Source organism: Streptomyces sp. Q6, from assembly GCF_036967205.1.
Classification (GTDB): Bacteria; Actinomycetota; Actinomycetes; order Streptomycetales; family Streptomycetaceae; genus Streptomyces; species Streptomyces citrinus.
Genome location: NZ_CP146022.1, coordinates 8,364,663 through 8,384,012 on the forward strand (window position 1 = coordinate 8,364,663; position 19,350 = coordinate 8,384,012).

Consider the following 19,350-nt stretch of genomic DNA (forward strand, 5'->3'; position numbering starts at 1 on the left):
CCCCACTCCCGTCCAGCCCTCCGCCTAGCCATGAGGTGACCGCATGAACCGCCCCGCCCGCCCGCTCGCACCACGTCCCCTGCTCGTCGGCGCCCTCGTCCTCGGGGCGGCGGTGACCGCGTGCAGCGCCCCCGGCGACTCCGCCGAGAAGGCCGGGTCCGACTCGGGCCCCATCAAGATCGCCATTGTCGACGCGCGCAGCGGCCAGCTCTCCTCGCTTGGGGACTGGGAGTACAAGGGCGCCAAGCTCGCCATCGACGAGTGGAACAAGAAGGGCGGCATCGACGGCCGCACGATCCAGATGAAGTCGTTCGACGACCAGGGCGACCCCACCACCGGCACCAATCTGGCCCGCAAGATAGCCAGCGAGAAGTACATCGCCATGATCGGCACCGCGGAGAGCGCCGTCACCATCGCCATGGCCCCCGTGCTCAAGCAGTCGGAGATCCCCAACATCACCTCCGGTCAGGCCGACGCCCTCGTCGCGCAGAAGAGCCCGTTCCTGTTCCTGAACGGGCCCACCAGCACCACGTACGACAGCACCCTCGCCAAGTTCCTGGTCGAGGACCAGGGCTTCAAGAAGATCGCGATGATCAGCAACAACGGCTCCTTCGGCAAGGGCGAGCACGACGCCTTCGCCAAGGCCGCCGGGGAACTCGGTGTCACCCCCGTCTCCGACCAGGTCGTCACCACCGACCAGAAGGACTTCAGCGCCGCGCTCACCAAGATCCGTGCCGCGAAGCCGGAGGTCGTCTTCATCGGCTCCGAAGAGGTCGAGGCCGGCCTCATCGTGAAGCAGGCCCGCGACCTGGGCATCGACGCCCCCTTCGCCGGCGCGGCCCCGCAGGGCACCCCGGTGTTCATCGAGACCGCGGGCAAGAAGGCCGTCGAGGGCACCTTCGTCAGCTCCCCCTACCTGAGCAACGAGATCAGCCCCGCCGCCCAGAAGTTCGCGGCCGCCTACAAGGCCGCGTACGGCGAGGAGGCCGAACTCCACGGCGCCAAGGCCTACGACGGCACCAACATCGTGCTCACCGCGCTGAAGAACAGCAAGGTCGCCACGGGCAAGAAGCTCGCCGACGCGATCCGCGCCACCCGGTACGAAGGCCTGCTGGGCGACTTCGAGTTCGGCGAGGACGGCGTCGGCATCACCAAGACCACCATCGGTGTCATCCGCGACGGCAAGCTCGTCGAACACAAGTGAGGCCGCTGTGCAGGACACCTTTCAGACCCTCGTCAGCGGACTCAGCCTCGGCGCCGTCTACGCCCTCGTGGCCATGGGCTTCTCGCTCGTCTACCGCACCATGGGGCTGGTCAACTTCGCCCACGCCGACATCGCGATGATCGGCGCGTACGCCGCCTCCACCTTCTACCTCACCTCCGAGCTGCCCTTCGCCGTCGCGATGATCGTGGCCATCCTCGTCACCGGCGCCATCGGCCTCGTCATCGAACGGGTCCTGCGGCCCCTGGAGAACAAGGACTTCGACCTGATGCTGATCGGCACGATCGGCTTCGGGATCGTCCTCCAGGCCGTCGCGATCCTCATCTGGGGCACCACCGGCCGCGCCGTCCCCTCACCACTGGCCTCCGCACCCCTGGACGTCTTCGGCATCCGCATCCGCACCTACGACCTGCTCGTCATGGGCGTGGCCGCGCTCGCCGTCGTCGCCCTCGGCTTCTTCCTGTCCCGCACCAAGCGCGGCGCCGCCATGCAGGCCGTCGCCATGGATCACGAGGCCGCCACCGCCGTCGGCATCGACGTGGGCCGCAGCAACGCCCTCGCCTTCGCCATCGGAGCGGGCCTCGCCGCACTCGCCGGCGGCCTGGTCGGCCCCATGCTCTACGTGGACGCCTCCCTCGGCGGCGCCCTCGGCATCAAGGGCTTCGCCGCCGCGATGCTCGGCGGGTTCGGCTCCATCAACGGCGCCGTCGTCGGCGGTATCGCGATCGGCGTCCTCGACTCCTACGCCGCAGGCCACTTCCAGGGCTACTCGGTCCTCGTGACGTTCCTGGTGTTCACCGTGGCGATCATGATCCGGCCCACCGGCATCTTCGGCGAAAGGACGGTCAGCCGCGCATGAAGACACGACTCACCGGTCTCGCCGCGATCGTGATCGCGGCCTGGGCCCTGCCGTACGGCCTCGGCAGCTACACCATCCACGTCGTCAACATCGCCCTGATCTACGCCCTCCTGGCGATCGGCATGGGCCTGGCCATGGGCATCTCCGGCCAGATCAACCTCGCCCAGGTCGCCTTCTTCGGCGTCGGCGCGTACGGCGTCGCCATCCTCACCACACACTCCGGCCACGGATTCTGGACAGCGGCCGTCCTCGCCCTGCTCGGCTCGGTCGCGATCGGCCTGTTCGTCGGTGTCCCCGCCCTGCGCATGCAGTCGCACTACCTGGGCATCGTCACCCTCGGACTCGCCCTCGGCTTCATCAACTGGATCACCAACGCCCATGTCACCGGCGGCGCGGACGGCATCTCCGGCATCCCTGTACCGACTCTGCCCGGCATCGACCTGTCCAGCGAGTACCTCTACTACTACCTCGAAGCCGTCGTCTTCGCCCTCGGCCTGGTCTTCGGCCTGTTCGTCGTCCACACCGCTCTCGGCCGCCGACTGCGCGCCATGCGCGACGACTCCCTGGCCGCGGGCGCGATGGGCGCCGAGATCCCGCTCCTGCGCATGACCGCCTTCCTGCTGGCCAGCTTCTACGGAGGACTCGCCGGAATCCTCTACGCCGGCCTCATCCGCTACGTGGCCCCCGAGACCTTCTCCATCGGCAACATGTTCATCCTGCTCGCCATGGTCATCATCGGCGGGCGCCGCTCCCTCGTCGGCTGCGTCATCGGCGCCATCGGACTCACCCTCGTCCGCGAATGGCTCTCCGACTTCTCCACCTACGCCCAACTCGGTTACGGCGTCGTCGTGGTCCTCATGGTCGTCTTCGCGCCCACCGGACTCGCCGGCATCCCCGCCCGCGTGCGCGACCAGTACCGGCGGCGGCGCGGCCACCGCACCACCCGTGCCGAACTGCGCCCCTTCACCCCCTACGCACCCGCGCCCACCACCACCCAGGGCGCCCTGCTGCGCATCGACGCCGTCAGCAAGTACTTCCGCGGCCTGCGGGCCCTCCACGAGGTCTCGCTCACCGTCGACGCGGGCGAGATCCGCGGCATCGTCGGCCCCAACGGCTCCGGCAAGACCACCCTGTTCAACGTGATCAGCGGCTTCTACCGGGCCACTTCGGGAACGGTCCACTTCGCCGGCACCGACACCACCACCGCCCGCCCCTACGCCCTCTCGCTGGCCGGCACGGCCCGCACGTTCCAGAACCTGCGCCTGTTCGGCCAGCTCACGGTCCGCGAGAACATCCTGGTGGCCCTCGACCGCTCCCGCACCCACACCATCTGGCGCTACGCCGTGTGGCAGCCGGGCGTCATCCGCCAGGAGCGCCGCCTGCGCGCCCAGGCGGACGCCGTCCTCGAACGGTACGGCCTGACCGACTTCGCCGAAGCGGCCCCCGCCTCCCTGCCGTACGGGATCCAGCGCCGTATCGAGATCGCCCGCGCCATGGCCGCAGGCCCCCGCCTCCTCCTGCTCGACGAACCGGCCGCCGGGCTCAACGGCGAAGAGGTCCAGCAGCTCGTCCGGATCGTCCGGTCCATCCGCGACAGCGGCACCACCGTCATCCTCATCGAACACAACATGGGGCTCGTCATGTCGCTGTGCGAGAAGATCACGGTCCTCTCCAGCGGACAGGTCATCGCGGAGGGAACCCCGCAGGAGGTCGTCGCCACCCCGGAAGTCATCGAGGCCTACCTGGGCGACTCCGAACTCACCGACCTCGTACCGGATCCGCCCGCGGACACCGGGCAGCCGCGGCGCACCAAGGAGGCCACCTCGTGAACGCCACCCTCCCCGGCCCCGCGCCGCGCCTCACCGTGGAAGACCTCAGTGTGCACTACGGCGGCGTCTGCGCGGTGAGCAACATCGGCTTCACCGTCGAACCCGGTCAGTCCGTCGGCGTGATCGGTGCCAACGGCGCGGGCAAGACCTCCACCCTCAAGGCGCTGATGGGCCTCGTCCCCCGCACCAGCGGGCGCATCACGCTCGGCGGTACGGACCTCTCCAGGGCCAAGGCCCGCGACATGGTCCGGCACGGGATCGGATACGTCCCCGAGGGGCGGCACGTCTTCCCCGGACTGCCGGTGGAGAAGAACCTCCTGCTCGGCGCGTACGCACGTGCCTGGAACAAGGAGGTGCACCAGCAACTCGACGAGATCTACGACCTGTTCCCGGTCCTCGGCGAGATGAGGCACCGGCTCGCAGGCGCGCTCTCCGGCGGTCAGCAGCAGATGCTCGCCATGGGCCGGGCCCTGATGAGCAGACCGCGCCTGCTCATCCTCGACGAGCCGTCCATGGGGCTGTCCCCGAAGCTCGTCGGCAGCATCCTCGACGTCCTGCTGCGGCTGCGCGACGAGGGCCTGAGCCTGCTCCTGGTGGAGCAGAACGCCAAGCTGACCTTCGGGGTCACCAGCCACTGCATCGTCATGGAGAACGGGGAGGCCGCCATGGCCGGCAGCTCCGCCGAACTCAGCCACGACCCCCGGGTGCGCGAGGTCTACCTGGGCCTCTAGTCCGTCGGGCGGTCGACCGGCCGCCCGACGGAGCCACCTGTCTCGGAGGCCGCGACCCGCACGGGCAGCAGTCGCGTCCGAGAACCTGAGCACGACGACTTCACGCGCCAGGCACATCCTGATATTCATAACGAACTAGATAGTCCATAGCGTGCGCGGAGTTGCCGTGACCCAAAACTCATACCTGCTGGCACTCGTCGGTGCGGGGATCGGGCAGTCCCTCAGCCCCGAACTCCATGAACGAGAAGCCCGTCGGCACGGACTGCGGTACCTGTACCGCCTGCTGGACATGGACCCACCCCTCCACGAGAGGAGCGAACGACTGGGGGACCGCATCGAGCACGCGCGGCTCCTCGGCTTCTCGGGCCTGAACGTCACCCACCCCTACAAACAGCTCGTCATGCCCTTCCTCGATCAACTCGCCCCCACCGCGACCCGGGTGGGCGCCGTCAACACCGTGGTCTTCACCCGCGACGGCAAGACTGTCGGACACAACACGGACGTCGGCGGATTCGCGGCCGCCTTCGCACGCCACCTGCCGCGAGCTCCCCTCGGCAGCGTCGTGCAACTGGGCGCGGGAGGCGCCGGCGCCGCCGTCGGCCACGCCCTTCTCGCGGCGGGCGTCGAACACCTGACGATCACCGACCCGCACCTCGACCGGGCGGAGGGCCTGGCCAAAACCCTCAACGAGCACGCCGGTGCCGAGCGGGCCGAAGCCTGCGCCGCCTCCGAGGCCACCCGGCGACTCGCCCACGCAGACGGACTCGTCAACGCGTCATCCGTCGGCACCGAACACGACCTGCGACTGCCCCTGCCCGAGGAGGCCCTGCATCCCGCTCTCTGGGTGGCGGACATCAACTACCACCCCCTCCTGACGCCCCTTCTGCACGCCGCAGGTGCCGTGGGGTGCACGGTCTTCCACGGCGGAAGCATGCTGGTCCACCAAGCGGCGGAGGCCTTCCACCTGTTCACGGGCCGAGCCCCGTCCGTCGCCCACATGCTCGCGGACTTCGCGGAACTCACCGCGGACGGCCAGGCCCACACCTAGGTCCTGTCCGGCCGCTCCTGCCCGTCCGACTCGGAGATCGGCTCGGAGACCGACTCGGAGACCGGCTTGCGGGCGAGGATCTGGATCCCCTGTGACGCGTGTCCGCTCATGGTGCTCACGGTGATGTCCCGCGTGTCCACGGTCTCGAACTCGCGCAGCAGCGAAGGGAACCACGAACGGGGGTGGTGCCGGAAGACCGCACCCTCCTCTGTCTCGAAGACGCCGTACTGGTCCTGGCGCGAGGCGCTCCGGTCGTAGCGGTCGCGGTTGCGTTCGTCGTCCTGGAGCAGGAAGTCGCTGACGTACAGGACGCCGCCGGGCTTGAGAACCCGGTGGAGTTCGGCGATCAGCCGATGCTGGGCACCCTCGTCGGGGACACAGGTCAGCACGGCGAACAGCACGGCCGCGTCGAAGGCCGCATCCGGGAACGGCGAGGCCGGTGGCGTCTCCAGAACCGTCAACCGCGCGCCGAGACCAGCTCGACGGGCACGTTCGATCATGGCCGACGAGGTGTCGACGCCCGAGAGATGGTCGAAACCGTGGTGCGTGAGCTCGCGCAGAGTGCGGCCGTATCCGCAGCCGTAGTCGAGGATCGCGGCGTGCTTGCCGATGCTGGTGAGCCACGGCAGATGCAGTGGGTGCGTGAACGTCTTCGTGGCCGCGGCGGCGTCCCAGTAGGGCGTCTGGCTGTCCAGGTCTGACATGCGGGATGCCTCCTTCGCGGTGCGGTGCTCCGCGGCCACGCCCAACTGTCACCGCGCGCAACCCGGTTCCGCAGATACGGGCCCTCTTGCCGGGGCGGAACGGCCATTTCACACCGCGGACCACGGGCGGGGGAAGTGGGGGAGTCATGGCAGCGCGACGACGGCGTCGACGTACGAGGAAGCGGACGCGCAGGCGGTTGCAGCTCTGGGGCGTCGTGGTGGCGCTGATCGCCGCGGTGTGGGTCGCCGTCAACTGGGCCACGGTGTGGCCCTTCTTGGCGACGACGGCAGGCATCGCGGTCGTGGGTGGCGCCGGCTGGAGACTGCTCCTTGCGCACCGGCTCGCCGTCGACGAGGACCGGCGGTGGCGGGCGCAGGAGGAGGCGAAGGCGCGGGAACTGTCCATGGCGGAGGTCGACGCCCTGTCCTGGCAGGACTTCGAGCGCTACGTCGCCGATCTGTGCCGCCGGGACGGCTGCACGAAGGCCGTCGTCAGCGGCAAGAGCGGCGACCTGGGCGCCGACGTCATCGGCTACCTTCCCGACGGCCGCAAACTGGTCGTCCAGGTCAAGAAATACGCGCCCGAGCGCAGTGTGCCCTCGCAGAACATGCAGAAATTCGTCGGTACCTCGCGTCCTGAACACGGCGCGGACGTCGCCGTGTTCAGGACCACGTGCCGAGGCTTCACGAAGGCCGCCCGGGGGTTGGCGGTACGTTCTGCCTGGCCAGGCCCACGGGGCAGGCGGCGTCCGTACGGTCCGGGAATCCGGGTGGTCGCCGACCGCGTTCGATCAACAGCCCCTCATACGCGCTTGCTTCGTCGCCCAGGAGACCTCGCTCATGTCAGAGACAGAGATCGATGCCCTTGTGTTCGATGTGCTCGGCACGCTCGTCGACGAACCCGCCGGAATCCGCGCCGGTATCCGTGAACTCGCCCCCGCTCTCGACGATCCGCGGGCCGAGCACCTTCTGTCGCTGTGGCAGCAGCACATCGACCGCGAGCAACGCCGGATCCTCGACGGCGCCCGGTCCTACGTCACCAGCGATGTCCTCGACCCCGAAGCCGCCCGCCTCGTCGCCGACGCCGCCGGAGTGGACGAACCGAACGCCGTATCAGCGCTGGCCCTGTCAGGTCGCAGGCTCCCGCCGTGGCCCGACACCGTGGCAGGACTCGCCCGACTCTCCCAACGGTTCCCGCTGATCGGACTCTCCAACGCGAGCCGGACGGCGCTGCTCGGTCTCAACGCCCATGCCGGACTCCGCTGGCACCAGGCCCTGTCCGCCGAGGACGCCCGGACCTACAAACCGGACCCAGCGGTCTACCAACTGGCCGTCACCGTCTCCGGACGACCGCCGGAGCGCCTCCTGATGGTCGCCACCCACGCCTGGGACCTGCGCGCAGCGCAAAGCCTCGGCCTGCGCACCGCGTACGTCGCCCGCCCCGTCGGCGACCCGCCCATCCCCACGGACCGGTTCGACCTGTACGCCGACGATCTGGCGGACCTGGCCGCGCAACTCGACCATGCCTAGAGCGCATGTCCAGGGGGCTCAAGGGGCGCAGCACGGTTCCTCGTCGCGCCCCTTCGTCCCCGCTTCCCACATCGCCTGCGGAAGGATCGGACACCATGTCCGACGGTCTCGCGTGGATTGCTGACGCCTGGCGCGGCGTGAACACCCTGCACGCCGCCGACCGCTACCTCACGTGCGCGCGGCCTCAGCCCCGAGGAGCTGGCAGAGCGCATCGCCGACCACGGGCCGGTCAAGAGGCCGACCTCGTACCGACTGAGGCGACGTATCGGCGTACGCCGATTCACCGTCCTTGACCTGCGCGTGTCCCGTGCGGGGCCGGACGTCGCACAGTCCGGGCCCCGCACGGGACGAGGGATCAGCGCTTCATGAGCGCGAAGACGCCCCAGCCGAGGTACTCACGCCCGTACCGCGCGTAGGCGGCGGGCTCGGTGGCGAGTTCCTCCCGTACCGCGGGGGCGAGGTCGTCGGCCGGGTTCCGGTCGAGCCAGCGGCGCATGTTGAGCCACTGGGCCGCGGCGTAGCGGTCCCAGCTGTCCTGGTCGGCCAGCATCATTTCGACGACGTCGTACCCGAGATCCTGGAACTGTCCGATCAGTTCCGGGAGACGCAGGAAGTCGGCGACGGACGACGCGTGGCACGCCTTGGCCGTCTCCTCGTCCGGCGGGGTCCGCCGCCAGTACGGCTCGCCGATCAGCATCAGTCCTCCGGGGCGGAGGCTGCGGTCGAGCAGTTCGGCCGTCCCGGCGACGCCGCCGCCGATCCAGGTGGCGCCGACACAGGCGGCCAGATCGACCGGCTGGTCGGCGACGTGGCCGGCCGCGTCACCGTGGACGAACTCGACCCGGTCGGCGACGCCGAGTTCGGCGGCGCGGGCGCGGGCCTGCTCGGTGAAGACCGAGCTGATGTCCACACCGGTGCCCGTGAAGCCCAGGTCACGCGCCCAGGTGCACAGCATCTCGCCCGAGCCGCTGGCCAGGTCGAGCACCCGCGTCCCGGGGGAGAGGTGGAGCGATGCGCCCAGGGCGGCGAGCTTCTCCGCGGTCAGCGGGTTGTGGATCCGGTGGCTGCTCTCACGGATGGTGAAGATGCGAGGAAGGTCCATGACCGTGTTCCTTTCCGTCATGCCTTGAAGTTCGGGGACTGCTTGAGGGCACGGAGATGGCGCGAGATCTCCTTCCTCGGCCGTTCCAGCTCGGCGCGCAGCCGCGCGTCGGTGCGGGAGGCGGCATAGGTGTTCTCGCGCTGCAACCGGTGGTAGCTGTCGAGGCGCCGTCGGGTGAGGTGTCCGTTCTCGATGGCGGCCAGCACCGCGCACCCCGGCTCACCGGTGTGGGCGCAGTCCGCGAACCGGCAGTCCAGGGCCAGTTCGGTGATCTCGGCGAAGGTGTGGTCGAGGCCGTCGTCGGCATCGTGCAGACCCACGCCGCGCAGGCCGGGTGTGTCCAGCAGGACACCTCCGTGCGGCAGCGGCAGAAGCTCCCGCCACGCGGTGGTGTGCCGGCCCTTGCCGTCGCTGCCGCGCACCGCGCCGGTCGCGAGGAGGTCCTCGCCCAGGAGGCGGTTGCCGAGGGTGGACTTGCCCGCGCCCGAGGGCCCGAGCAGGACGACCGTGCCCGACAGGACCGCGGTGAGTACGTCGACGCCCTCGCCGGTGGTGGCACTGGTGACCAGCACCTCCACTCCCGGGGCCGCCTCGGCGACCTCGGCCGCCGCGGAGGCCGGGTCGGCGCACCGGTCGGCCTTGGTGAGGACCACCACCGGGGTGGCGCCGCTCTCCCAGGCCAGGGCGAGCATCCGCTCGACCCGCCCGAGCTTGAGCGGATCGGAGAGAGAGACGGCCACCGCCACGGTGTCGACGTTCGCGGCCAGTACCTGGGCGTGCGACGTACGCGAAGAGGTGGAGCGCCGCACGGCGGTCCGGCGCTCCAGTACCTCCACGATGACGGGCGACGCGGCCGCGGCCGCGGGCCGGACGGCCACCCAGTCACCGGTGCACGGCGTCAGCCGGTCCCCGGTGTCCGAGGACGGCACGACCATCGCGCGGACAGGCCCGGTCTCGGCGACGACGTCGCACAGACCGCGTTCGGCCCGCACCACGCGGCCCGGGACCAGATCCTCGCCCCTCGACGGGGCGAAGGAGCGCTCGCGCTCCGCGTCCCAGCCGTAGTCGGCCGGAGTCAGGTCATGCGAAGGGAAGGAGAGAGCAGAGGAGTGTGGTGAAGCATGTGAAGGAAACACGGAAGAGACCCTTGAGAGGGGGTCTCGCCGGACGGCAGACATGCCGGAACCACTCCCACTGAGGGGAGGCAGGCAGGGGAAAGGTCAGGACGAGACCCGAGAGATGCGAACGAGTCGGGCACCGCGCGCAGCGGTGGTCACAACGACCGTCATCTCGCATCTCCTCCGATCTCCATGGGTGGCAAGGTCGCCACTTCACCGACAACGCTAGCACCTCTGTGCGACTACCGAGGCCGACGGGCAGATATTGGTCCCCGTCACCCCGTCACCCCGTCACCCCGTCATCAAGGGTCCTCCCGGTTGGCGAGGTCCTTGGTCTCCCCGGTCTCCGCGAAACACCCTGTCGCCCCCGCGGTGCACCGCGGGGGCGACAGGGTGTGGTGCGGTCAGCTGTCGTGCAGGGCGGTCCGCAGCGCGTCGACGGCCAGCTTGCGGGCGACGTTCGCCGCGCGGGTGTCACGGAGGCTGTCGAGGAGCAGGAAATCGTGGACCATGCCGGCGACTCGCACGGAGGTCACGTCGACCCCGGCCTCGCGGAGCTTGTTCGCGTACTTCTCGCCCTCGTCGCGCAGGACATCGGCCTCGTCCGTGATGACCAGCGTGGTGGGCAGCCCCTTGAGCTGGTCGAGGGAGGACTGGAGCGGGGACGCGTAGTGCTGCTTCCGCTCGGCGGGATCGGTCGTGTAGGCGTCCCAGAACCACTTCATTCCGTCGCGCGTGAGGTAGTAGCCCTCCGCGAACTGAAGGTACGACGGGGTGTCGAAGTCCGCGTCGGTCACCGGGTAGAGCAGGACCTGGGCCTTCAGGTCGAGACCGTCGTCGCGCTCCTTGTTCATGAGGGCGAAGACGGCGGACATGCACCCGCCGACGGACTCGCCGGTCACCGCCACCCGGGACGTGTCCATCCCGTGGTCGGCGCCGTTCTTCCGGACCCACTGGCCGACCGCGTAGTTCTGCTCGACCTGCGTCGGGTACTTCGCCTCCGGCGCGCGGTCGTAGACGGGGAAGACGCCTACGGCGCCGGCGCCGACGACAAGCTCGCGGAAGAGACGGTCGTGGGTCTTGTCGTCGCCGAACACCCAGCCCGCGCCGTGGATGTAGACGACCACGGGCAGCGGGCCGGAGGCACCCTTGGGGCGGATGACGCGCGTGCGGACCGTGCCCCACTCGCCGGCGTCCACGTCGACCCACTCCTCGTCGACCTCCGGCCGGTCCACCCCCTCGCCGCTCTGGAGACCGGCGAGGATGTCCCGGCCCTGCTCGGGCGGAACCTCGTAGATCCGCGGGTGGGGGTCGGTGGCCTCGGCGAGTTCGCGGGCAGCGGGCTCAAGGTACGGGGTGACGGGGTCAGGCAGGTTCGACATGCTCGCACGCCTCCAGAACGAGGAAGTTGCAGGGACCTGGCCGCGATGGCGGATGTGCCCTGGCCACGGCCGCGCGATCTTGTCGCGGGCGCGTACGCGGCTCAGATTTCATGGTTTGCCGACCTGCCTGGAACGTCAACTCGGCGTCACATTCCGTAGCAATTCACGCCGGACCGCCTCCCCGGCCGAGGCGAGGCCGAGTACCAGGGCGAACCCGGGTTCGCCGTCAACGGCTGCTCGTGGACGCCTTGTTCGACTCGGTGACCTCGGCCGGGTCGGCGGACCGCAGCGGCGCCGCCGAGCCGTCCGCGGGATGAGACCTCGCCAGCCACAGACCGGTGAACACGGCGGTGGCCGTCGTGGCGGCACCGGCGACGAGGAAGGCGCTGTCGAGCCCGGCCTCGAAGGACGCGCCGCCGGACTGCCGGGCGCGGACGACGGCTCCGAGCACTGCCACGCCGAGCACCGCGCCGATCTGCCGGGTGGTGCTGCTGATGCCCGAGGCGAGGCCGCCCTCCCGCGCACTGACCGCCTGGATGGCGGCTCCCGTCAGCGGCGACATGGTCAGGGCGAAGCCGACGCCCACGATTCCCAGCCGCCACCACACGTTCCCGTAGCCGGTGTCGGCGTGCACGGTCCCGAGCGCGAGCAGCCCCAGGCCGGCCAGCGCCAGGCCGATGGTCACCACGACGCGGAAGCCGTGCCGGGCGGCGAGCCGGCCCGCGTACGGGCTGACGATCACCATCCCGAGCGACATCGGCAGGGTTTGCAGGCCGGCGCGCAGGATCGAGCTGCCCTGGACGTACACGAAGAACTGGGAGAAGAAGAACGACGAGCCCATGAGCGCGAACCCCACCACGACCATGGCGGTGTTGGACACGGTGAACAGGCGCTCCCGGAACAGCCGCAGGGGCAGCATCGGAGCGGACCGACGCGCCTCGACCGCGATGAAGGCGGCGAGGAGGACCAGCGCGGCGGCGAAGCTGCCCAGGATCAGCGGTGACGTCCAGCCGCGCGCACCGCCCTCGATCAGCCCGTACGTCAGCGTCCCCACCGCCAGAACGGACAGGACCGTCCCCGGGACGTCGATCGCGTGGGCGTTCGGGTTGCGGGTCTCTTCAAGGCTGCGCAGACCGAGCAGCAGCAGAATCACGCCGATCGGCAGGTTGACCAGGAAGATGGCGGGCCAGCCGAAGGCATCCGTCAGGACGCCGCCGGCGACGGGGCCCGCGGCCAGACCGATTCCGCTGAGTCCGGCCCACAGCCCGATCGCCCGGACGCGTTCCTGCGGTACGGGATGGGCGGCGGCGAGCAGGGCGAGCGAGGCAGGGGCCAGCGCCGCGGCCCCGACGCCCTGGAGCACCCGGCCCGCGATCAGCCAGCCGAGCGAGGGTGCGAGGGCGCACACCCCGGACGCAGTGGTGAACACCACCACGCCGGTCAGGTACACCCGCTTGCGGCCGAACCGGTCGGCGAAGACACCGCCGGACAGCAACAGCATGGCGACCAGCAGGACGTACGCGTCGACGATCCATTGCAGACCGGTCAGCTCCGTGTGCAGCCGGTGCTGCATATCGGGCAGCGCCGCTCCCACGATCGTGTTGTCGAGCAGCACCATGAACTGGCCCAGGCAGGTCACCGTGAGCAGCACGACCCGCTGGGGTCGACCGCCGACGGCCGCAGGCGATGCAGCCAAGGGGATTCCTCTCCGTTGTCGGGTGCGCCGCTCCACGGCGGACGTGGTCGGCCTCCCGACTCCTTAAAGCAGCCAGCGGCTGCGTTAGGCGACTATAGAGAGGCGCGGATCGTAAACGCAAGAGTCAACTGCGTTAAGGTGGGTGGCATGAGCGAGCCACAGCGAACCCGACGGCCCGGCGGGCGCAGCGCCCGCGTCGGCGCCGAGGTGCACCGGGCCGTCACCGACCTGATCGGTGAGCGCGGCTACGGCAACTTCACCGTGGGGGAGGTGGCGGTCCGCGCGGGTGTCGCCGACAGCACCGTCTACCGACGGTGGGGCAGCCTGGAGGCCCTGCTCACCGACGTGGCGCTCACCCGCCTCAACGCGCAGTCGCCGATGCCCGACACCGGGAACCTCGTCGGCGACCTGCGGACGTACGCGGCTCAAGTGGCCCGTGAGATCACCGGGCCTGACGGACTGTTGCTGGTGCGCCTGGCCGTCGCCCTGTCGAGCATCGGCCCACAGGGTCTACGGGCTCGTGACGACCTCCGCGACGAACGCACCCGGCAGCTGCAATCCATGCTCGATCGCGCGACCGAACGCGGCGAGCGGGCGCCCGACGCCCTCGACGTCCTGGACCACATCCTGGCCCCGATGTACATCCGCGTCCTGTTCGGCATGGAGCTCACGCCGGAGTACGTCGACGGACTGGTCGACCGCATGCTGTGACGCCCACCGGTGTGCGAGGTCACCCCTGAGCCCCCCGGGATCAGCGCTTCGGGGCGACACGCAGGCGGGAAAGAATGATCTGATATCAATAGTTTCTGGGCTAACTTCCGTTTTGTCGCACTTGATTGACTTCGGGAGTTCGTCATGAGGCCGCCAGCCAGCCGCACCGTCCGATCGACCTGGCGGACCGGATCGTGCCGGACGGTGATCGCCGCCGCGAGCCTCGTCCTGGGCGGCGCCGCCGTGGCCACGGGGGCCGGAGCAGAAGTACCGGTGCCGGTGGCGGGCACGTCGGTCGTCACGGTGAAGACCGGCGGCGACCGTGACGGCGACTCGTCCGTCGGCGCGCTCCCCGGTGTGCAACTCGCCCTCTACGCCGACGAGAACGCCACCACCCCGGTCACCGGTGCCTGGGCCCGGTGCACCTCCGACGCCGACGGCGATTGCAGCTTCACCGTGCCGGACACCGCGGCGGGGGGCGCCAACGCGGGGCAGAGGTTCTGGGTCCGGCAGGTCGACGGAGGCGTGCCCGCAGGCTGGTTCACGAACGCGACGCTGCGCACCGGCAAGGGCAGCGGCTCGGGCTCGGTGGAATCGACGTACCAGTTCCGCACCCCTGCCCTGGCGGAGGGTCAGACGTACTCCTCCACCAGCGACTTCATGATCAGTACGAACTGGTCGTCGAGCCCCTACGTGGCCTCCGGCGGCATCTGGCAGCAGTCCCGTACGAACCCGGAGATGCCGCAGGCCTGCGGGCTCGACGTCGCCGTGGTGCTCGACCTGTCGTCCTCGGTCGGCAGCGCGCTGCCGGATCTCAAGAAGGCCACCGACCAGCTGACGAACACCCTCACCGGGACCCCGTCGCGGATGGCGCTGTTCTCCTTCGACAAGACCTCACCGCCGACCACCGGGGTGAGCGGCAACAACCCCGAACTGATCTCGGTGTCCACCAAGGCGGGCGCGGACCGGTTCAAGGCGCAGTACGCGGACTGGACCCTGGGCTCGGGCACCAACTGGGACCAGGCCCTGTACGCGGTCGCCAAGGCCCAACCGGTCTACGACGTCGTGGTCGTGCTGACCGACGGCAACCCGACCCGCTGGAACAACCCGTACGCGGGCGACGGCACCAACACGCACTTCGCCGACGTCGAGGGCGGCATCTTCGCCGCCAACGCCGTGAAGGCGAAGGGCCAGCGCGTCGTCGCGGTCGGCGTCGGCAAGGGCGTCGAGGGAGTCTCCGGGCTCAACCTCAGGGCGATCTCCGGCGAGGAGATCTTCGACGGATCCAACCCCACGACCGCCGACTACTACCAGACCGACGACTTCGCGGCGGCCGGCGAGGCCCTGCACAACATGGCGCTCACCCACTGCGACGGGACCCTGTCCGTCATCAAGCAGATCGTGCCCGGCGAGAACACCGGCGAGGACGTGACCGGCGCCGAGAACGCGGGCGCGGGCTGGCAGTTCGACGCGTCGACCACCACGAGCGGCATGGGCGGCCTGCCGGACTCCCGGACCACGACCGACGACGGTACGGGCGGTGTCGTGTTCACCCCCACCTACCCGTCGGGAACCACCGAGGCCGACGTGACCGTCGCGGAGACGCAGCAGCCCGGCTACGACCTGGTCACCCAGGGCGGCAAGAACGCGGTGTGCACGAACCTCGACGACGGTTCCGCGGTCGACGTCACCAACACCGGCACCGCCACGGCCCCCGCCTTCACCGTGAACGTGCCGAGCCTGAACGCCGTCAGTTGCGTCGTCTACAACCGACCGCCCCGGACCGCGGACGTCACTGGTGAACGAGCACGGCGGTACCGCCGCGCCGTCCGACTGGACGCTTTCCGCCGCCGGGCCGACGCGGATCTCCGGAACCTCCGGGGCGGACGAGGTGACCGCCGCCGACATCGAAGCCGGGAGCTACACGCTGTCCGAAACGGGCGGCCCGGACACCTACGACGTCGGCGACTGGGACTGCGAGGACACCGACGGAGCACTGCCGGTGAACGACAGCAAGGTCACGGCGGCCCCCGGAGCCGACGTGACGTGCACGATCACGAACACGGACCGGCCCACGCAGCCGTCCCCGTCGGCGACCAGCACCCCGGAGCCCACGCCCACGCCGAGCGAACCGCAGCCCAGCGAGCCGACCGCGACCCGCCCGCCCGGTGGCGGCAGCCTGGCGGAGACCGGCGGGAACTCCACCGGCCTGTGGCTCGCGCTGTCCGCCGCGCTGCTGGTCGCCGGAGGCACACTGCTCGCGACGTGGCGGCTGCGACGCCGCTGACCGGAGAACCACCGAGCTGCGCGCTGCAGTGATCGTCGTCAGCGCCACGTCTGGTCCGCCCCGCCCTGTTCGGCTCCGGCCCATCTCCTTCTCCAGAAGCACGAGCGCGTCGGCTTCACCGCCCGGAAGGAGATCGCCACCGGCTACGCGTCACCACCAAGTGGCGCCCGGCCGCACCACGGCCCGTCAACGGGTGGGCAGACGGGCTGAGACGAGCACGGCCGAGGAGGAGGAACGCCCCGGGCGTGGCCACCTGCGCAGAAGAAAAGACAGCCATAACGGCAGAGGCCCCTACAGGGACGACTCTCCGTGTAACGTCAGGGCCAGCAGTCATGGTTCCGAAGTACCGCCCGTGAGAGCGAGTTCACGGGCAGCTTGCTGTCTCAGCGTCTCTGAGGACCAGGACGACCACCTCCGGTCCCCGCACGGTGCGGGAACCGACTACGAGTCCCCTTGGAGGACAATATGGCTACTGGAACCGTGAAGTGGTTCAACGCGGAAAAGGGCTTCGGCTTCATCGAGCAGGACGGCGGCGGCCCCGACGTCTTCGCCCACTACTCGAACATCAACGCCTCCGGCTTCCGTGAGCTCCAGGAAGGCCAGAAGGTGACCTTCGACGTCGCCCAGGGCCAGAAGGGCCCGCAGGCCGAGAACATCGTTCCCGCCTGATCCGCACGTCTGCTGAGCCCGCCCCGGCATGCCGGGGCGGGCTCGGTGCTTTCAGGGCGTCTGTCCGGGCCCATCGCAGCGCCGGTGCGGCGGAACTGACGATCCGTCGTGAGCGCCGCGGTGTTCCGTTCGCGAGCCCGTGACCGGCCCGGCACCAGCGCGCCGCATGGACGCCTCGGTCAGTTCGTGTCGCGCGCCGGGGACAGCAACTCGTTGAATCCGGCCATCGCCTCCCGCAGCCCGCCGGGACGTTTCGTTCCTTCGATGGACGTGGGACCCCACCCGGGGCCCGCGAGATGGACGCGAGGGTACTGGCGTGCCCCCTTCAGACCCCACGCGGTGCGGGCCAGATGCGCCGCCAACGGCGTACTCGCCGAGGAACGGGACTGCGACCACAGCATCACGGCGGCGGGACCGGTGCGCCGGACGGATTCCGTCAGCGCCTCGGCCGGGACCGCGGCGCCCAGCATGCGCACGGGCAGACCCGCCAGCGTCAGCGCCGCGTACACCGCCTCCAGCGGCAACGTGTGCTGCTCGCCGGGTACGCAGGCCAGCAGGACCGGCGGCACTCCGCGGACGGGCGGCCGACGGTCGAGGAGCAACGGGGCGTTGCGCAGAGCCGTCGACACATGCCAGGACAGCAGGTGCTCCACCTCGACAAAGCGGTCGCCCGCGGTCTCCCACTTCCGGCCCACCGCGTGCAGCGTCGGCATCATGACCTCCTCCCAGGCGGCCACCACACCGTGCTCGCGCACGAACGCGTTCAAGTGCTCCTGCACGGACTCGGAATCGAGGCGCATCGCGGCACGGGCGAGCCCGCGGCACTCGGACCGGACCGCGCCCGCCCGCGGCGCCGCGCCGTCCGGTGCGTCGAGCTGGAGGGTGTCGTCCGCCGAGGCGGGCTGCGACATCGGCGGGGGTGACCCGCGCGAGCGCGCTCCCGCGCCACCCGGGCGGCCTCGGCGGGAGGTACTCCGGCCGCGGTCAGTCGGCACATCTCCTCGAGCATCGCCACGTCGTCCTCCGACCAGCGGCGGTGCCGGCCGGCGTCACGCACGGCAGGGCCGAGTCCGTAGCGCTGATCCCAGGAGCGCAGCGTCGTCGGGGAGATGCCGAGGCGCCGGGCCAGAGATCCCGTCGTCATTCCGGCGCCGTCGACGGCGCTCACGGGTTCGCTCACCGTGGGCCTCGTGCAGAATCGTCCATGCTTTGACCATACGACGCAAAATCGCTGCATGACAGCCCGGGGGGCCTGAACAAGGCTTCTGAAGGTCGTTCGGGTGTGGCGCGCATCCGCGGACCCCGCGTTCGCGGAACGGTAGGGGAGAGGCTGGAACGGGGATGCGCTCGTCTCATCCTGCCCAGCGCCCCAGCGGAGGTGGCTCATGCGCGCGCCGTTTCGGGACCGGCATCCGTCCCTCGGGGATCTGGCCCTCTTCGTACTGGGTGAGGAGGCGTCGAGCGCGACGAAGAGGCATGTGGACCGGTGCCGTACCTGCCGGTCGGCGGTCGCCGAGTTCCGCCGGGCCCTGGTGGCCGGGCGGGCGGGCGGCCAGGCGCCGACGCCACCGCCCGCGTCGGTCTGGGAGGCGATCAGCCGTCGGCTCTGAGGGGCCGTCGGCCGCCCTGCCGTAAAACAATGCATATTCGACGCGAGTGGAGCGGCGGCGCCCGGGCTGGCGAAGGTGGGGTCACCAGCCAGAGGCGAAGGGGTTCCTCCCATGACTGCTCAACCCGCCATCGAGTCGCCGACGCCCGCCCCCTGGGCTCCCGTCGAGGAGTCCCGCGCCGACGAGCAGCTGGCCGTCGGCCTGCGGGACGGGCAGGAAGCAGCCCTGGAGGCCGCCTACCAGCGGTGGGGCACGCTCGTGCACACGCTGGCCCACCGCTCTCTCGGCGACCCTCGCGAGGCAGAGGACGTCTGCCAGCAGGTCTTCCTCGCCGCCTGGCGCGGCCGTTCGGGCTTCGACCCCGCGCGTGGCACGCTCGCCGGCTGGCTCGTGGGGATCACCCGCCGGAAGGTGGCCGACGCGCTGAGCGCCCGGACCCGCCGCGCGGAACTGGTGGCCGCGTCCGGCGCCGCACTGAACGTCACCGCGCAGGTGACCCACGACATGGCCAACCACGTCCTCGACCAGGTGGTCGTCCAGCACGAGCTGACCAACCTGCCCGCACCGCAGCGCCGGGTGCTGGAGCTCGCCTTCTACGAAGACCTGACCCAGCCCCAGATCGCCGAGCGGACCGGACTGCCCCTGGGCACGGTGAAGAGCCACGCCCGCCGGGGAATGCACCGCCTGCGCGAGCGGCTCGTACGCAGCGACTTCTCCGCGGCGCGCGGCTGACGGCGTCCGTCGCCGGCCGCGCTCCCTTCCGGAGCCAGGAGCCCACCGACGTCCGCGTACGTCATCGAACGTCCCGGATCAGACCGCCGTACGCGTACGTCATGGAACGTCCCGGATCAG

General features: G+C 70.4%; 18 protein-coding genes and 1 pseudogene. 12 read left to right on the plus strand and 7 right to left on the minus strand.

The features are described from left to right. The first annotated feature begins 43 nt into the window (after positions 1-43). From V2W30_RS38505 to V2W30_RS38525, 5 genes are all read left to right on the plus strand, one after another. A complete protein-coding gene (locus V2W30_RS38505) occupies positions 44-1,204 on the plus strand; it encodes an ABC transporter substrate-binding protein (RefSeq protein ID WP_338703239.1) in 1,161 nt (386 codons plus the stop codon). A 7-nt stretch (positions 1,205-1,211) separates the two neighbouring features. Beyond that, the gene (locus V2W30_RS38510; protein WP_338703240.1) at positions 1,212-2,081 is read left to right on the plus strand and encodes a branched-chain amino acid ABC transporter permease; all 870 of its coding nucleotides are present in this window, start codon (positions 1,212-1,214) and stop codon (positions 2,079-2,081) included. Then, complete coding sequence (locus V2W30_RS38515; protein WP_338703241.1) at positions 2,078-3,910, plus strand: branched-chain amino acid ABC transporter ATP-binding protein/permease; 1,833 nt, start codon at positions 2,078-2,080, stop codon at positions 3,908-3,910. The genes V2W30_RS38510 and V2W30_RS38515 overlap by 4 nt, the downstream gene beginning before the upstream one ends. Beyond that, positions 3,907-4,641: an ABC transporter ATP-binding protein gene (locus V2W30_RS38520; protein ID WP_338703242.1), complete on the plus strand. Its 735-nt coding sequence runs from the start codon at positions 3,907-3,909 to the stop codon at positions 4,639-4,641. Before V2W30_RS38515 ends, V2W30_RS38520 begins: the two co-directional genes overlap by 4 nt. 166 nt (positions 4,642-4,807) lie before the next feature. Then, the gene (locus tag V2W30_RS38525) at positions 4,808-5,689 is read left to right on the plus strand and encodes a shikimate dehydrogenase (RefSeq protein WP_338703243.1); all 882 of its coding nucleotides are present in this window, start codon (positions 4,808-4,810) and stop codon (positions 5,687-5,689) included. On the opposite strand, the gene V2W30_RS38530 is transcribed toward V2W30_RS38525, so the two are convergent. Further along, positions 5,686-6,393 (minus strand): class I SAM-dependent methyltransferase, encoded by a 708-nt coding sequence (locus tag V2W30_RS38530; protein ID WP_338703244.1) that lies wholly within the window; start codon positions 6,391-6,393, stop codon positions 5,686-5,688. The two genes, V2W30_RS38525 and V2W30_RS38530, sit on opposite strands and share 4 nt — an antisense overlap. A 404-nt stretch (positions 6,394-6,797) precedes the next feature. Between V2W30_RS38530 and V2W30_RS38535 the strand changes: the two genes are divergently transcribed. Next, positions 6,798-7,322, plus strand: a complete 525-nt coding sequence (locus V2W30_RS38535; protein WP_338703927.1) for a restriction endonuclease — start codon at positions 6,798-6,800, stop codon at positions 7,320-7,322. After that, positions 7,234-7,923 (plus strand): haloacid dehalogenase type II, encoded by a 690-nt coding sequence (locus tag V2W30_RS38540; protein WP_338703246.1) that lies wholly within the window; start codon positions 7,234-7,236, stop codon positions 7,921-7,923. The genes V2W30_RS38535 and V2W30_RS38540 overlap by 89 nt, the downstream gene beginning before the upstream one ends. Positions 7,924-8,278: 355 nt before the next feature. Here the strand turns inward: V2W30_RS38540 and V2W30_RS38545 are convergent, their stop codons facing one another. From V2W30_RS38545 to V2W30_RS38560, 4 genes are all read right to left on the minus strand, one after another. After that, entirely contained in the window at positions 8,279-9,025 is a 747-nt protein-coding gene (locus V2W30_RS38545) for an SAM-dependent methyltransferase (protein WP_338703247.1), read from the minus strand. A gap of 17 nt (positions 9,026-9,042) precedes the next feature. Continuing rightward, the gene (rsgA, locus tag V2W30_RS38550) at positions 9,043-10,161 is read right to left on the minus strand and encodes a ribosome small subunit-dependent GTPase A (RefSeq protein WP_338703248.1); all 1,119 of its coding nucleotides are present in this window, start codon (positions 10,159-10,161) and stop codon (positions 9,043-9,045) included. Between the two features lie 386 nt (positions 10,162-10,547). Continuing rightward, positions 10,548-11,525, minus strand: coding sequence for an alpha/beta hydrolase (locus V2W30_RS38555; protein ID WP_338703249.1), 978 nt, complete (start codon positions 11,523-11,525; stop codon positions 10,548-10,550). Positions 11,526-11,751: 226 nt separating this feature from the next. Continuing rightward, the gene (locus V2W30_RS38560) at positions 11,752-13,221 is read right to left on the minus strand and encodes an MFS transporter (protein ID WP_338703250.1); all 1,470 of its coding nucleotides are present in this window, start codon (positions 13,219-13,221) and stop codon (positions 11,752-11,754) included. 147 nt (positions 13,222-13,368) lie between these two features. On the opposite strand from V2W30_RS38560, the gene V2W30_RS38565 reads away from it, so the two are divergent. From V2W30_RS38565 to V2W30_RS38575, 3 genes are all read left to right on the plus strand, one after another. After that, a complete protein-coding gene (locus tag V2W30_RS38565; protein ID WP_338703251.1) occupies positions 13,369-13,932 on the plus strand; it encodes a TetR/AcrR family transcriptional regulator in 564 nt (187 codons plus the stop codon). 1,798 nt (positions 13,933-15,730) lie between these two features. Continuing rightward, positions 15,731-16,219 (plus strand): hypothetical protein, encoded by a 489-nt coding sequence (locus tag V2W30_RS38570; RefSeq protein ID WP_338703929.1) that lies wholly within the window; start codon positions 15,731-15,733, stop codon positions 16,217-16,219. Positions 16,220-16,684: 465 nt separating this feature from the next. Next, positions 16,685-16,888, plus strand: coding sequence for a cold-shock protein (locus V2W30_RS38575; protein ID WP_338703252.1), 204 nt, complete (start codon positions 16,685-16,687; stop codon positions 16,886-16,888). A gap of 179 nt (positions 16,889-17,067) precedes the next feature. Here V2W30_RS38575 and V2W30_RS38580 read toward each other — a convergent pair whose 3' ends face one another. Beyond that, positions 17,068-17,799, minus strand: a complete 732-nt coding sequence (locus tag V2W30_RS38580; protein ID WP_338703253.1) for a cobalamin B12-binding domain-containing protein — start codon at positions 17,797-17,799, stop codon at positions 17,068-17,070. 89 nt (positions 17,800-17,888) lie between these two features. Beyond that, positions 17,889-18,275 (minus strand): annotated as a pseudogene (locus tag V2W30_RS38585) (MerR family DNA-binding transcriptional regulator); the annotation flags it as partial. Here V2W30_RS38585 and V2W30_RS38590 point away from each other — a divergent pair. After that, entirely contained in the window at positions 18,274-18,498 is a 225-nt protein-coding gene (locus V2W30_RS38590) for a hypothetical protein (protein WP_338703254.1), read from the plus strand. The pseudogene V2W30_RS38585 and the gene V2W30_RS38590 overlap by 2 nt on opposite strands. 111 nt (positions 18,499-18,609) lie before the next feature. Beyond that, the gene (locus V2W30_RS38595; RefSeq protein ID WP_338703255.1) at positions 18,610-19,230 is read left to right on the plus strand and encodes a sigma-70 family RNA polymerase sigma factor; all 621 of its coding nucleotides are present in this window, start codon (positions 18,610-18,612) and stop codon (positions 19,228-19,230) included. The last annotated feature ends 120 nt before the right edge of the window (positions 19,231-19,350 follow it).

Bases quoted from the DNA above. Each gene is read 5' to 3' on its own strand.
- V2W30_RS38575 (WP_338703252.1), top strand. From the start codon at position 16,685: ATGGCTACTGGAACCGTGAAGTGGTTCAACGCGGAAAAGGGCTTCGGC.
- V2W30_RS38580 (WP_338703253.1), bottom strand. From the start codon at position 17,799: ATGTCGCAGCCCGCCTCGGCGGACGACACCCTCCAGCTCGACGCACCG.
- V2W30_RS38555 (WP_338703249.1), bottom strand. From the start codon at position 11,525: ATGTCGAACCTGCCTGACCCCGTCACCCCGTACCTTGAGCCCGCTGCC.
- V2W30_RS38505 (WP_338703239.1), top strand. From the start codon at position 44: ATGAACCGCCCCGCCCGCCCGCTCGCACCACGTCCCCTGCTCGTCGGC.
- V2W30_RS38530 (WP_338703244.1), bottom strand. From the start codon at position 6,393: ATGTCAGACCTGGACAGCCAGACGCCCTACTGGGACGCCGCCGCGGCC.
- V2W30_RS38540 (WP_338703246.1), top strand. From the start codon at position 7,234: ATGTCAGAGACAGAGATCGATGCCCTTGTGTTCGATGTGCTCGGCACG.
- V2W30_RS38545 (WP_338703247.1), bottom strand. From the start codon at position 9,025: ATGGACCTTCCTCGCATCTTCACCATCCGTGAGAGCAGCCACCGGATC.
- V2W30_RS38535 (WP_338703927.1), top strand. From the start codon at position 6,798: ATGGCGGAGGTCGACGCCCTGTCCTGGCAGGACTTCGAGCGCTACGTC.
- V2W30_RS38565 (WP_338703251.1), top strand. From the start codon at position 13,369: ATGAGCGAGCCACAGCGAACCCGACGGCCCGGCGGGCGCAGCGCCCGC.
- V2W30_RS38590 (WP_338703254.1), top strand. From the start codon at position 18,274: ATGCGCGCGCCGTTTCGGGACCGGCATCCGTCCCTCGGGGATCTGGCC.
- V2W30_RS38515 (WP_338703241.1), top strand. From the start codon at position 2,078: ATGAAGACACGACTCACCGGTCTCGCCGCGATCGTGATCGCGGCCTGG.
- V2W30_RS38595 (WP_338703255.1), top strand. From the start codon at position 18,610: ATGACTGCTCAACCCGCCATCGAGTCGCCGACGCCCGCCCCCTGGGCT.